We start from the raw sequence: 14,199 nt of genomic DNA, 5'->3' as shown, positions 1-14,199 counted from the left end.
CTTTTGAAAGGGCCGTAAAGGCCCTTTTTAGTAGGAGGTAGTATGTTAAAAGAATCAGTAGCTGATTTTGGGCAGATTGGGCTAGGTTTGCGCCGAGAAATGCTTGATGAAATGCTTATCGATGTTCCTAAACCCATTGAGTTTTTAGAAGTTGCACCAGAAAACTGGCTAAAGCTTGGGGGTCGATTTGGTAAGCAATTTAAGCAGCTAACCGAGCAACATGCCTTTGTATGTCACGGTTTGTCTTTATCGATTGGGTCACCTTCAGCACTTGATATTGAGTTTGTGCAATCGCTTAAAACTTTCTTCAAAGAGCATAATGTTCGTCTGTTTAGTGAGCACTTAAGTTACTGCTCGGGAGAAGGGCGCATGTACGACTTAATGCCAATTCCGTTTACTGAAGATGCTATTAAGCATGTTGCCTCTCGAATTAGGCAAGTTCAAGATATTCTTGAGCAGCCTATTGCAATTGAAAATGTCTCTTATTATGGCGCGCCCGGTCAACAAATGACGGAACTTGAATTTACTAATGCGGTTTTAGAAGAGGCGGATTGTAAATTACTGCTCGATGTTAATAATATTTACGTCAATTCGATTAATCATGGTTATGATGCAGGGAAATTCTTAGCAGCATTACCAACTAATCGCATTGCCTATGGGCATGTTGCTGGTCATTACACTGAGGCTGAGGATTTACTCGTTGATACTCATGGTGCGCCAGTGATCGATCCCGTTTGGCAATTGCTCGAAAAAGCCTATGAAATTCATGGGGTATTTCCCACCTTATTAGAGCGTGATTTTAATATTCCTCCTATGAGTGAATTATTAACAGAGCTGAGAACCATTGGAGCGTTGCAAGAGGCTGCTGCTCATCGAAATCAAGCAACGGTGAAACACAGTGCCTAATCATTTTACGCAAGTACAGCAAGAGTTTATGGCGCATATTCGCGACCCAGAAAATAATAAGAAGCCAGCCGATGTTGAAGAGCGTCGCATGGCGATTTACCGCGATTTATTTTTTAATAATGTGGATGGTTTTGTCAGCTCTGCGTACCCAGTGCTAAAAAGTTTATATACTGAGCAAGCTTGGCAGAGACTCATTAGGCATTTCTTTAGTATGCATGACTGTAAATCACCTTACTTTTTAGATATAGCAGGGGAGTTTTTGACTTTTCTTGCAAATGACTATGAAATGCAAAGTGATGATCCTGCTTTTATGTTCGAACTGGCGCATTATGAATGGGTTGAGCTTGATGTGTCGGTTGCTCAAGAGGTGGCACAAGAAGTGAAATTATCAGCTCATAAAGTGACAAGCTCCCCATTATATTTAAGTTCGTTTGCTCGCAATTTAAGTTATAGCTTCCCAGTTCATACTATCAGTGTGGATAATCAACCAAGTGAGCCGACAGCACAAGCAAGTTACTTCGTGGTTTATCGTGATAGTGATGATGAAGTACAGTTTTTATCAACAAATGCGATGACCGCATTACTGCTAAATATTATTGAATCTAAGCCTGGTGCAGATTTAAATGATGTATGCCAAGCAGTTGCAGAGCATGCTCCTCAATTTAGCCAAGAGCAGCTGTATCAAGGGGCCCTCAATACCTTAAGCGCTATGGCAGAGCGCGGTGTTGTGGTTACTAATACATAGGTTTAAAAATCGGCTAAAGCTCTTTATTGATGAGGGCTGTTCGACTATTATGTGCACCTTATTTTGTCGTGCTTAAATAAAGGTAGTAACTATGTCGAATGATAAAGACTTTAAAGATCCGTTCAATGCAACTTATTTCATTGCGTTTTTAGCTGTATTCGGTGGCATTGGCTGCCTTAACGCTATTCTTGGTTGGATCACTTCTTTATCTTAATCTGCGCAAGCAAATTTAAGACACTAGGCTGCACCATGCAGCCTTTTTTGTTGTAGTTAAGTGATTAATTTCGAAACTTGCTACCGACTTTCCACTAAGGTGATGTTATACTCTCGAGCTTTGTTAGATAAACTTTTTGAGCAGTATAATTATGACTCAAGCAACTTCAACGCTCATCAAACAGAGCATTGCAACGATCGCTGATTACCCTAAGCCGGGCATTATGTTCCGCGACGTAACAACATTAATGGCTAATGCTGACGCATTTAAAGCAACTATCGACAGCTTTATCGCAGCATACAAAGACCAAGGTTTTACAAAAATCATCGGTACTGAATCTCGTGGTTTTATCTTTGGTGCACCACTTTCATACGCACTAGGTATTCCATTCATTCCAGTTCGTAAACCAGGTAAACTTCCTCGCGAAGTGATTTCACAAAGCTACCAATTAGAGTATGGTGAAGATATTCTTGAGCTTCATACAGACGCAATTGTACCTGGTGATAAAGTGTTACTAGTAGATGACTTACTTGCTACAGGTGGCACAATCGAAGCAACTGCAAAATTAGTTGCTAAACTAGGCGGTAACGCAACTGATGCGGCATTTGTTGTTTCTTTACCAGAGCTTGGTGGTGAGCAACGTGTTGCTGAGATGGGCATCAAAATCTTAAAGTTGGTTGAATTCGAAGGCGAATAATTAATGAGTTATCAGGTTCTAGCAAGGAAATGGCGACCACAAACCTTTCACGAGTTAGTGGGGCAGTCTCATGTTAAACAAGCATTAGTGAATGCATTAACACAAAATAGACTCCATCATGCTTATCTCTTTACTGGAACCCGTGGGGTGGGTAAAACAACCATCGCACGTATATTCGCAAAAAGCCTCAACTGCGATAAGGGTATCTCTGCAGAGCCATGTGGCCAATGTTCAAGTTGTACTGACATTGAAGCAGGTCGTTATATTGATTTATTAGAAATCGATGCGGCATCGCGTACCAAAGTAGAAGATACCCGCGAAATCCTTGATAACGTTCAGTACGCACCAACACGTGGTCGTTACAAGGTATACCTAATCGATGAAGTTCACATGCTGTCAAAGCATAGTTTCAATGCATTACTAAAAACATTGGAAGAGCCTCCAGAGCATGTGAAATTTTTATTAGCGACAACTGATCCGCAAAAACTGCCCGTGACGATTTTATCGCGTTGCCTACAGTTTAATCTTAATGCTTTGTCGCAATCAGAAATTCATGATCAGCTTGCCCATGTTCTTAATCAAGAACAGCTAAGTTTTGATGATAAATCATTGTCTATTTTAGCTAAGGCCGCTGATGGTAGTATGCGTGATGCACTGAGCCTTACAGACCAAGCAATTGCGCAAACCAACGGCAGTATAAATCATCAGGCAGTACAAACCATGCTTGGCTTGATGGATACTCAATATAGCCAAACCATGTTAGCGGCGCTACTGTGCCAAGATGGCGATGCACTACTTCAAGAAGTAAAAGCGGTCGTAAGTCGAAACCCTAACTTTGTAGCCTTGCTCGACGATTTAATCGCCCTGACGCACCTTATTCAGCTTGTGCAACTCGTGCCTAGTGCAGCGGCACTTGATGATACTAACCGTGATTTTATTGAGCAAGTAGCGCAAACCACTGATGCACAGCAGATGCAGGTTTACTACCAATTGCTATTAAATGGTAAAAAAGATTTGCAGTGGGCACCCGATGCTAAACTAGGTTTTGAAATGATTATGTTGCGTTTGTTGGCATTCCAACCTACGCAATTTGCACAAAGCCAAACACCAACGAATACCCAGCAGCAGGTTAAGCCAAGTGGTGCCGGTGCACTGCGTGATATTTTGAAAAAATCAACGGCGCAACGTGAACAAGCAGCGTCAGAGCAAGCACTTTTAGCACAGACAACTGCTGTTCCTTCAGAGCCTCAGCAAATTCAAGCTGAGCCTATTGAAGCTGAACCTGTTCAAGCAGCTAAAGCAGAAACAGTGCATAGCCAAGAGCCTGACCAGCAAGTTGAAGCAACAGCGGTAGTACAGCCTGGTGTTGAACAACAGCCTCAGCAATCTGTTGAAACTGCAATGACCGCTGAAGTTGAATCAGCGCCACAACAGCAAGAGCAAAGCTACTCAGAGCAAGTACCTGCAGCTGAATACTCTCCACAGGAGTATTCTTCGCAAGATTATATAGACGATCATGATGCACAAATGGACTCATCACTTGCTGCGCAATACGATGATGTGATGAATAGCGCCTATGATCAGGGCTTTACTGCAAATGAAGCACCTCAGCAACAGCAAACTGCACCAGTGCAATTACAACAGCAGCAAAGTCAGGCGCAGTCGGCCATTGCTCGTATTTTACAAGACCGCAATATCTCAGGTGCTGGGCGTTTAAGTGGTGCTGCAACGCAAACGAATGCTAAAGCAGAACAACAATCTGAAGCGAAGCCCAAAGCAGAGCCGCCAGCGCAACAAAGCACAGCCACGACCAATATTCAGCCTCAGCAGCAAGCAATGGCTGCTGAAGTAAAAAAGCCCATCCCCCAGCAAACGGGGGAGAGCAGTAATAAAGTAAAAAAAGTCGACTTTAGAGAAAAGCATCAAACAATTACTGAAAACTTAGCGCCTGAGCTGCTTGAGCAGATCAACCCGCAAAAAATGCCAGAGCCAGTAGTAGAAGAAGCCAGTATTCCGGTCCCTGATGATTTTGAAAGTCCGATCAGCAGTATTAAATTTGCACACGAACAAGATGAATGGGCGTATTTAATAAAGCGCATGGGGCTCGGCGGACGGATGCGCCAATTTGCACTGCATTCAATTTTTACCAAGCAGAATAACCAACTGCACATTGAGGTTGACTCGTCACAGCGCCATTTAGACAGCGCAGTGCTAAGACAAAAGCTCAATGCTGCATTAAGTGAAATTTACGGCCATAATGTAGAGCTTAGTATCGAGTTTGCTGATGGCGTAATTGATTCACCGTATTTGATTCAACAAAAAATTGATGCCGGACGTCATCAACAAGCAATTGATGTAATAAATAGCGACGAAAACATAGTGCAATTTCAACAGTTATTTAGCGCTATAATCGATGAAAACAGTATTCAGGCATTGTAATTCGTTACAATAGCCCTTATCTTCATGCCAATTAAAGTAGTTTAGAAAGAGAGACAGTTATGTTTAAAGGTGGAATGGGTAACATGATGAAGCAAGCGCAGCAAATGCAAGAGCGCATGCAAAAAGCCCAAGAAGAAATCGCAAACCTTGAAGTAGTAGGTGAAGCAGGTGCAGGCCTAGTTAAAGTAACTATGCTTGGTAACCACAATGTACGTCGTGTTGAATTAGATGAAAGCCTAATGGAAGACGACAAAGACATGATCGAAGATTTACTAGCGGCAGCGTGTAACGATGCTGTACGTCGTGTTGCTGAAGAAACGCAAGAGCGCATGAGTAAAGTAACTGGCGGTATGCAATTACCACCAGGTATGAAAATGCCATTCTAAGTGATTTTGTATGCAACTATCTCCTAGTTTAACACAGCTAATTGAAGCGCTACGATGCCAGCCAGGCATAGGCCCTAAGTCGGCACAGCGCATTGCTTTTCATTTGCTTGAGCGTGACCGTCAAGGTGGTAAACAACTTGGCCATGCATTAACTAAAGCAATGGATGAAGTAGGGCATTGTCAATCTTGTCGTACTTTTACAGAGCAAGCTGTGTGTGATATTTGTTCTAGTGTTAAACGCCAAGATAGTGGTTTATTGTGTGTGGTTGAATCACCAACCGATGTACTTGCTATTGAGCAAACTGGTCAGTACCAAGGCCTTTACTTTGTTTTAATGGGTCATTTGTCGCCAATTGATGGCATAGGACCAAAAGAAATTGGCCTTGATATTCTTGAAAGCAAGTTGCAACAAGGTGGCATTAATGAGGTGATCCTAGCAACCAATCCAAGTGTTGAAGGTGAAACCACAGCCCACTATATTGCAGAGCTTTGTCATAAGTATCAGGTGAGTGCATCTCGGATAGCTCATGGTGTCCCTGTTGGTGGTGAGCTCGATTTACTCGATGGTATGACGCTTATGCACGCATTTAGCGGACGACGCGCCGTAAACCAAAACTAATACCGCAAATGGTATCAAAAGCCTGCTTGAAGCAGGCTTTTTTGTGTTTAACCCCTAATTTACCCGCTAATTTAATTTTTTGCCTTGAAGTTCCAAAAGCCTACCCCATATAAAGAGTCATAGTGCAGATTAGACACTTTGTTAATTGGAGATTTACACAATGACTGCAGCACAAAAAGAAACATTAGGCTTTCAAACAGAAGTCAAACAACTATTAAACCTGATGATTCATTCTCTTTACTCTAATAAAGAGATTTTCCTACGTGAGCTTGTATCAAACGCCTCAGATGCGGCAGATAAATTACGTTTCCTTGCGCTTTCTAATGGCGATTTATATGAAAATGATGCGGAACTAAAAGTACGTATCAGTGCCGATAAAGAAGCAAACACGGTCACCATTACTGATAACGGTATTGGTATGAGCCGTGAAGATGTGATTAATTCACTAGGTACCATTGCAAAATCTGGCACTGCAGAGTTTTTCCAAAACCTAACAGGCGACCAAAGCAAAGATTCACAATTGATTGGTCAATTTGGTGTTGGTTTTTACTCAGCATTTATCGTTGCTGATAAAGTAACAGTGCGTACTCGTAAAGCAGGTGAAAGCCAAGGTATTGAATGGCAATCTGCAGGTGAAGGTGAGTACACATTACAAGAGATTGATAAACCATCACGCGGTACCGAAATTATTCTTCACCTTCGTGAAGACGAAACAGAGTTTGCTGATGAGTTCCGTTTACGTAGTATCGTAACTAAATACTCTGATCATATTTCGATTCCTGTTGAAATGTATAAAGCAGAAGTACCTGAATCTGAAGGTCCTGATGGCGAGAAGATTCCAGCACAGCCAGGCGAGTGGGAAGGTATTAACCGCGCGACAGCACTATGGACTCGTGATAAGTCAGAAGTAACAGACGAAGAGTACAAAGAGTTTTATAAGCATATCGGTCATGATTGGGAAGAGCCACTAAGCTGGGCACATAACAAGGTTGAAGGTAAAACAGAATACACTAGCCTGTTATACATCCCGAAAAAAGCACCTTTCGATTTATGGAACCGTGAGCGTCAATCAGGTTTAAAACTGTATGTGCAACGCGTTTTCATTATGGATGACGCAGAGCAGTTCATGCCAAGCTACCTACGTTTTGTGAAAGGTTTACTTGATTCAAACGACTTACCACTTAACGTGTCGCGTGAAATCTTGCAAGACAACAAAGTAACACAGGCAATCCGTAAAGGTTGTACATCGCGCGTACTTAAAATGCTCGAGCGCATGGCGAAAAACCGCGAAGAAGATTATCAATCTTTCTGGAACGAATTTGGTCAGGTGTTAAAAGAAGGCCCAGCGGAAGATATGGCAAATAAAGAAGCCATTGCTAAGCTACTGCGTTTCGCTTCTACACATACTGACGAAAGCACACAAAATGTATCGCTTGAACAATACATTGAGCGTATGAAGCCAGAGCAAGATAAGATTTACTATGTCGTTGCTGATTCATTCGCTGCAGCGAAAAACTCACCACACTTAGAGATCTTCCGTAAGAAGGGCATCGAAGTATTGCTACTAAGTGACCGTGTTGATGAGTGGATGATGAGCTACTTAACAGAGTTCAACGAAAAGTCATTCCAGTCAATTACCCGTGGTGACTTAGATTTAGGCAATATGGATGACGAAGAAACGAAAAAAGCGCAAGAAGAGTCAGAAAAAGAAGTTGCTGGCCTAGTTGAGCGCATTAAAACTGCACTAGGTGATAACGTTAAAGACGTACGCTTTACGCATCGTCTAACGGACTCTCCTGCATGTGTTGTTGCTGATGAGCATGATATGAGCTCACAAATGCAAAAGTTAATGGAATCAGTTGGTCAAACTGTGCCTGAGCAAAAGCCAATTTTTGAGCTTAACCCAGAGCATCAGCTTGTTAAACACTTAAATGTTGAACAAGATGAAGACAAGTTTGCCCAGTGGTCACAAGTACTTCTAGATCAAGCTTTACTGGCTGAGCGCGGAACTTTAAAAGACCCTGCAGGCTTTGTAACTCGTTTGAATAAACTTATGCTAGATTTAAGCAAATAAGCGTTTTAGCATAATGAGTTGGAAAAGGGAGCAAGGCTCCCTTTTTTATTGCCGCTAATATAGGCAATTGGTATAAGTTACTTGAGGTATAGCCTTAGTTGTGGAAGAATTCAGGCTCTAAAAACAAAACTCCACTGATCGACCATTTTTAAGATTAGTATCACACAGAGGACAATGATATGCGCATTATTCTTTTGGGCGCGCCGGGTGCAGGTAAAGGTACTCAAGCTCAGTTTTTGATGGACAAATACGGTATTCCACAAATTTCTACGGGCGATATGCTGCGTGCAGCAATCAAAGAAGGTACACCACTTGGTCTTGAAGCTAAAAAAGTAATGGATGCAGGTCAATTAGTATCTGACGAAATTATTATCGGTCTAGTTAAAGAGCGCATCGCTAAGCCAGATTGCGAAAAAGGTTTCTTACTAGATGGTTTCCCTCGTACTATTCCTCAAGCAGATGCAATGAAAGAGAATGGCGTGGTAGTTGATCACGTTATCGAATTTGACGTTGCTGACGAAATCATCGTTGAGCGTATGGGCGGCCGTCGCGTACACCCTGGTTCTGGTCGTGTTTATCACGTTGTTTATAACCCACCTAAAGTCGATGGCAAAGATGACATCACAGGTGAAGATCTAATCATTCGTGATGACGATACTGAAGAAACAGTACGTAAGCGTTTAGGTATTTACCACGACCAAACTAAACCATTAGTTGATTACTACCAAGCTGAAGCAAAAGCAGGCAACACTCAGTACCACAAATTAGACGGTACTCAAGCTGTTGAAGCTGTTAGCCAACAACTTGGTGAGCTGCTAGGTTAATTTACCTTTTAGAATCACAAATAAAAAACCGCCTCTGGGCGGTTTTTTTGTGTCTGTCTCACTGCAAGTAAAATTGCGCTTTACAGTTTCTTTAATGCCGCAATGGCACCGTCGTAATCAGGCTCTTTTGATAAATTATCAACTAGCTGCTTATAAACGATGTTATGTTCTTTATCTAACACAAACACCGCACGGGTTAATAAGCCCATATCTTTGATAATCAAACCGTAGTTCTTACCAAAGTCACGCCACACTGAGTCAGACAAAGTCACCACTTTGTCGATATTTTCGGCTTTACAAAAACGCTTTTGTGCAAACGGTAAATCTGCGCTTAAGGTAAGCATAGCAACACTTGGGTACTCAGTAGCTACTTTTTCATTAAAGTGTTTGGTTTGAATACTACACACACCCGTATCTAAACTTGGCACTACGCTTAAAAGCACTGCTTGACCTTGGTAGTTATCTAGTGTGACAGGTGTAAAGCTGCCATCTACTACTTTAAAATTAGGCGCTTTTTGACCAACTTCAACACCTTGACCTAGTAAAGTGACCGGCTTAGATTGGGCAGAAACCTTACCTGCATCTAAACTATTTTCTGATAAATCACCAGCATAACTAAACGTGCATACAGCACCTAGTGCAAATATTAGCGGACGTAACATAATAAGATTCCTTCAAATTAACGCATTTAACATCAGTGTATTATACTCATAGAGTGGCTCAAAGGATTAGTACAATTTAAAATTGTAAATAACCAATAGTTTGATTAACATGTGTTCGTGAACCGATTTTTTATATAGAAAAATAATAATAAAGTTACTGGCACTAGTTAGTATCTAGTTAAAAGTGCGTATTTAGAGAGAAGGTATGTCAACATCGGTATTAGTTTGTGATGATTCAAAGTTAGCACGTCGACAATTAGCGCGCTCTTTACCCGATGATTGGGATATTAAAGTTGAGTTCGCTGAAAATGGTGTGCACTGTATTGAGCAGATTAAAAAAATTCAGCCAGAAATTCTATTTCTCGATTTAAACATGCCTGAAATGGATGGCTATGAAGTGCTTCAAGCCATTCAAGAACAGGACCTTCATGTTCTCACCGTGGTTGTGTCTGGTGATATTCAACCTAATGCGCATCAACGAGTGCTAGAGTTAGGTGCCATCGACTTTATTCAAAAACCTTGCTCTGCGGAAAAGCTCGCTAATATCATCGAACACCATGGTATTAAAGATAAAGCCATGCGTGAGCGCCTTGCTAATAAGCTAGGTGAGCAAGTTGACCCTGATGTCCGTGATATCTATCAAGAGCTCACTAACGTCGCTATGGGGCAAGCAGGGGACTTATTAGCGCGTCTTCTTAATGTATTCGTAAAGCTGCCTATCCCTAATGTAAATGTATTAGAAGTAAATGAGCTTGATATGGCTCTGCGCTCTATTGATGCTAATGCAACTACATCGGGTGTATGCCAAGGTTTTATCGGCGGTGGGGTATCTGGCGAAGCATTACTACTTTTAAACGATTCAAGTTTTAAAGAAATCGCGTCATTGATGAATTACGAAGGTGAGCTAAACGATAATGTCGAGCTTGAGCTGTTAATGGATGTGAGCAACATCCTGATCGGTGCGATTTTATCAGGGCTTTCTAAACAGCTAGATATGCGTTTTAGCCAAGGTCATCCTGTGGTGCTAGGGCAGCATTGTGATGTCACCGATTTAGTAAAAGCCAATAAATCTCGCTGGCAACGAACACTGGCGATTGAGATCAGCTATGGCATCGAAAATCACAATATTAACTGTGATTTGATGTTGCTGTTCACTGAGGACTCACTTAAAACCCTTAAGTACAAAGTAGCTTATTTATTAGAAGACTAAACTATGCCTGCAGCCGATTTTAATATGAATGAACTCCATTGGTTAATGGATATGTTTAATACCGTTGATGTAGGCCTAGTAGTGCTCGATAGAGACTACAAAGTATGCATCTGGAATGGTTTTATGGAAAACCATTCAGGCTTGCTACCAAGCGCGGTGAAAGATAAAGATCTGTTTGATTTATTTCCATCAATTGATGAAAAGTGGTTTCGCAGTAAATCAGAGTCTGTGTTCATACTAAATAATCGTTCATTTACTATTTGGGAGCAGCAGCCATATATTTTCCGTTTCAAAAACTACCGCCCAATTACCGGTAAAGCGGATCATATGTATCAAAATGCTACCTTTATTCCGCTGACAACGACCACAGGTGAAGTGTCGCATATCTGTATCATTATTTATGATGTAACGGATGAAGCTGTAAACAAAAAAGAGCTAGAAGAAGCCAACAGTAAGCTTGAACAAATGAGTCGAACAGATGCGCTGACTAAACTGACCAACCGTGGTTATTGGGAAGAAAAATTACGTAAAGAGTATATGCGTATTGTTCGCAGTGGCGGGTGTAGCAGTTTGTTGATGTTTGATATTGATCATTTTAAAAAGGTTAATGATGAGCATGGCCATCGCGGAGGTGATGAGGCGTTGCGTCATATTGCTGACCTTCTGCGTAAGACTTTGCGTGAAACCGATTTAGCTGGCCGCTATGGTGGTGAAGAGTTTGCGGTAACCTTGCTAGATACTGATCATGAAGGTGCGCATATTTTTGCTGAGCGATTAAGAACACTGATTGAGAACTCATCAATATACTTTGATGGCAAACAAATTCAACTGACGGTCAGTATTGGTTTTGCCTGCTTTGACGAAAAGTTTGATCGCTACGAAAAGTGGGTTGAAGCGGCAGATAAAGCCTTGTATCACTCTAAAGAAAATGGCCGTAACATGGTTACTGCTTATACAGATTTATAAAAAGGGGCAAAAGCCCCTTTTTTATATTAATTTTCTTAAGATTTTGCCGATTAAATGCCAAGTGGCGGTAAAACGAGAATATCTGTTTTAAGTAGCTTCATGACCTTTTCAGCAGTATTACCAATTAAATGACCTTTAATACCTGTATTACCAACCGAGCCCATAATCACTAAATCAGCATTTAATTTTGCTGCAACACTTGGAATCACTTGTTCAACCACACCAGCTTTGATTTTTAGTTTTTCTTTTAAGTCGTGTGCTTCAATTAAGGTACGCTGCGCGACGGGGAGTTTTTCAAAAGCATTTGTCACTTGTTCATCTGAAAATACAATGCCTAAATCACGTAAAAATGGTGACACGTGCACGGTATAACACGCATAAAATTCGCTTTCGTAGTCTTTAGCATAGGCCAAACCTGCTTTAATAATTGCCTCGTTTAAACAGTATTTAGTGGCTTTTTCGCTGCCTAAATCAAGAGCCGCGAGTACATTGGTATTGTTACGCCATTTGTTATCGGCGGCTAGGTAAAGGGGGAGTGGGCTAAAACGGATAAGCTGCCAATCTAGTTCGCTAAATTGCGTTTCTTCGTCAATGTGACGGGTTTTAATCACCATATCATAGTTTGACGTATCAAGCTCATTTGCAAGCCACTGTACTGGGCTTTCATGCCACAGGTTTTGCAATGTATAACTGCCGTCATCTAGATGCTCACTGATCAGAGGGCTAAGCGCTGCACGGACTTTAGCGAGTTCTTTGTCTTGTATCGCAAGCGCTTCATCTGGTGGAATAGAGAATAAAATGTTATTGGTATCTTCATAACTAAAAGCAACAAGATCAATATGCTTAACGCCTTTGGCTTTTTGCTTTGCATGTAAAATAGACGTTTTAGCATCGGCTATTGAGTCGATGATCACCAGTATTTTTTTATTCATTTTGGCTACTCTGTTGTGTGTCGGGTATCACTGCTTGGGCATTCACCCAGTAATGAAACTTCACCTGTTGAGGTTTCTTGTTCCAGTTTTACCTTAAAGCCCCATAGCCTGTAAAGGTGTTTTAGCACTTCATCTTTTGATTTAGCTAAGGGAATATTGTTATGGGGGACATAGCGCAGAGTTAATGAACGATCTCCTCTGATATCAACGTTATAGACTTGAATATTTGGCTCGAGATTACTTAAGTTATATTGAGCCGAAAGCGTTTCACGAACTTGTTGATAACCTAGCTCATCATGAATTGCCCCCACATTAAGAGTCGGTTCTTTTTCATGGTCAATAATGGTAAATAATTTAAAATCACGAATTATTTTCGGCGATAAAAACTGGCTTATAAAGCTCTCGTCTTTAAAGTTTTGCATTGCGAAATGCAGCGTCTCTAACCAATCGCTGCCTGCATATTCAGGGAACCACTTTTTATCTTCATCAGTTGGGTTTTCACACATTCTGCGGATATCAACCATCATGTTAAAGCCAAGGGCATAAGGGTTTATACCTGAATAATAGTTACTGTTGTATGGTGGTTGATACACTACATTTGTATGGCTTTGTAAAAACTCGAGCATAAAGGCATCTGTGAGTTTTCCTTCATCGTAAAGGTGGTTCAAAATGGTGTAATGCCAAAATGTTGCCCAGCCCTCATTCATAACTTGAGTTTGTTTTTGTGGATAAAAATATTGAGAAATCTTACGAACAATACGGATGACTTCCCGTTGCCATGACTCAAGCAGCGGGGCATTTTTCTCGATGAAGTACAAAATGTTTTCTTGTGGCTCATCAGGAAAGCGGCGCTCACGCTTTTTAGACTCTTGCTGTGAGGTTGGAATAGTACGCCAAAGTTCATTCACTTGTGATTGTAGGTAATCTTCACGTTCTTGTTGGCGCTTTTGTTCTTCATACAGTGAAATTCGTTGCGGACGCTTGTAACGGTCTACACCATAATTCATAAGGGCATGACATGAATCAATCAGGTTTTCGACCTCGGTAATGCCGTATTTTTCTTCGCATTTAGCTATGTAATTTTTTGCAAATAACAAGTAATCGATAATTGAGCTGGCATCGGTCCAGGTTTTAAATAAGTAATTACCTTTAAAAAACGAGTTGTGGCCATAGCAAGCATGAGCCATTACCAAAGCTTGCATTGGTAGGGTATTTTCTTCCATTAAATAAGCAATACAAGGGTCTGAGTTAATAACAATTTCATAAGCGAGGCCCATTTGTCCTCGTTTATAGTTTTGTTCTGTTTGAATGAATTTTTTACCATACGACCAGTGGCTGTAGCCAATCGGCATCCCTACACTGGAATAGGCATCCATCATTTGTTCTGCGGTGATCACCTCAATTTGATTTGGGTAGGTATCGAGTTTATAAATTTTCGCAACCCGCTCAATCTCAGTTTGATACTCTGCTAATAAATCAAAGGTCCAATCAGGACCGTCACTAATACGTTTATCGGCCATACTTT

At 41.2% G+C, this 14,199-nt stretch carries 14 protein-coding genes; 11 read left to right on the top strand and 3 right to left on the bottom strand.

Annotated features, from left to right (window positions below; all coding sequences use genetic code 11):
• Window positions 1-42: 42 nt before the first annotated feature.
• From J3455_RS09720 to adk, 9 genes are all read left to right on the top strand, one after another.
• Complete coding sequence (locus J3455_RS09720; RefSeq protein ID WP_349561614.1) at window positions 43-906, top strand: HvfB family MNIO-type RiPP peptide maturase; 864 nt, start codon at window positions 43-45, stop codon at window positions 904-906.
• Window positions 899-1,651: an HvfC family RiPP maturation protein gene (locus J3455_RS09715; RefSeq protein WP_256854835.1), complete on the top strand. Its 753-nt coding sequence runs from the start codon at window positions 899-901 to the stop codon at window positions 1,649-1,651. Before J3455_RS09720 ends, J3455_RS09715 begins: the two co-directional genes overlap by 8 nt.
• A 91-nt stretch (window positions 1,652-1,742) precedes the next feature.
• Window positions 1,743-1,865, top strand: a complete 123-nt coding sequence (locus J3455_RS09710) for a hypothetical protein (RefSeq protein ID WP_254907726.1) — start codon at window positions 1,743-1,745, stop codon at window positions 1,863-1,865.
• Between the two features lie 151 nt (window positions 1,866-2,016).
• Entirely contained in the window at window positions 2,017-2,562 is a 546-nt protein-coding gene (gene apt, locus J3455_RS09705; protein ID WP_130051259.1) for an adenine phosphoribosyltransferase, read from the top strand.
• Window positions 2,563-2,565: 3 nt separating this feature from the next.
• Window positions 2,566-5,001 carry a DNA polymerase III subunit gamma/tau gene (gene dnaX / locus J3455_RS09700; RefSeq protein WP_349561612.1) on the top strand — a complete coding sequence of 812 codons (2,436 nt, stop codon included), beginning with the start codon at window positions 2,566-2,568 and terminating at the stop codon, window positions 4,999-5,001.
• A gap of 59 nt (window positions 5,002-5,060) precedes the next feature.
• On the top strand, window positions 5,061-5,387 hold the full coding sequence (locus J3455_RS09695; RefSeq protein ID WP_036967566.1) for a YbaB/EbfC family nucleoid-associated protein: 327 nt from the start codon (window positions 5,061-5,063) through the stop codon (window positions 5,385-5,387).
• A gap of 10 nt (window positions 5,388-5,397) precedes the next feature.
• Window positions 5,398-6,006 (top strand): recombination mediator RecR, encoded by a 609-nt coding sequence (recR, locus tag J3455_RS09690; protein WP_063705901.1) that lies wholly within the window; start codon window positions 5,398-5,400, stop codon window positions 6,004-6,006.
• Between the two features lie 160 nt (window positions 6,007-6,166).
• The gene (gene htpG / locus J3455_RS09685) at window positions 6,167-8,080 is read left to right on the top strand and encodes a molecular chaperone HtpG (protein ID WP_167657787.1); all 1,914 of its coding nucleotides are present in this window, start codon (window positions 6,167-6,169) and stop codon (window positions 8,078-8,080) included.
• Between the two features lie 179 nt (window positions 8,081-8,259).
• The gene (gene adk / locus J3455_RS09680) at window positions 8,260-8,904 is read left to right on the top strand and encodes an adenylate kinase (protein ID WP_036967590.1); all 645 of its coding nucleotides are present in this window, start codon (window positions 8,260-8,262) and stop codon (window positions 8,902-8,904) included.
• 80 nt (window positions 8,905-8,984) lie between these two features.
• Here the strand turns inward: adk and tpx are convergent, their stop codons facing one another.
• Entirely contained in the window at window positions 8,985-9,566 is a 582-nt protein-coding gene (gene tpx / locus J3455_RS09675) for a thiol peroxidase (protein WP_130051262.1), read from the bottom strand.
• A gap of 205 nt (window positions 9,567-9,771) precedes the next feature.
• Here tpx and J3455_RS09670 point away from each other — a divergent pair, with 205 nt between their 5' ends.
• Complete coding sequence (locus J3455_RS09670) at window positions 9,772-10,776, top strand: response regulator (RefSeq protein WP_130051263.1); 1,005 nt, start codon at window positions 9,772-9,774, stop codon at window positions 10,774-10,776.
• A 3-nt stretch (window positions 10,777-10,779) separates the two neighbouring features.
• On the top strand, window positions 10,780-11,742 hold the full coding sequence (locus J3455_RS09665; protein WP_130051264.1) for a sensor domain-containing diguanylate cyclase: 963 nt from the start codon (window positions 10,780-10,782) through the stop codon (window positions 11,740-11,742).
• Window positions 11,743-11,792: 50 nt separating this feature from the next.
• On the opposite strand, the gene J3455_RS09660 is transcribed toward J3455_RS09665, so the two are convergent.
• A complete protein-coding gene (locus tag J3455_RS09660) occupies window positions 11,793-12,674 on the bottom strand; it encodes a universal stress protein (protein WP_130051265.1) in 882 nt (293 codons plus the stop codon).
• Between the two features lie 5 nt (window positions 12,675-12,679).
• Complete coding sequence (locus J3455_RS09655) at window positions 12,680-14,194, bottom strand: SpoVR family protein (protein WP_130051266.1); 1,515 nt, start codon at window positions 14,192-14,194, stop codon at window positions 12,680-12,682.
• Window positions 14,195-14,199: the final 5 nt, after the last annotated feature.

The organism is Pseudoalteromonas sp. NFXS39, assembly GCF_040148775.1.
GTDB classification, from domain to species: domain Bacteria; phylum Pseudomonadota; class Gammaproteobacteria; order Enterobacterales; family Alteromonadaceae; genus Pseudoalteromonas; species Pseudoalteromonas apostichopi.
This window is presented reverse-complemented; position numbering and strand designations above follow the sequence as displayed.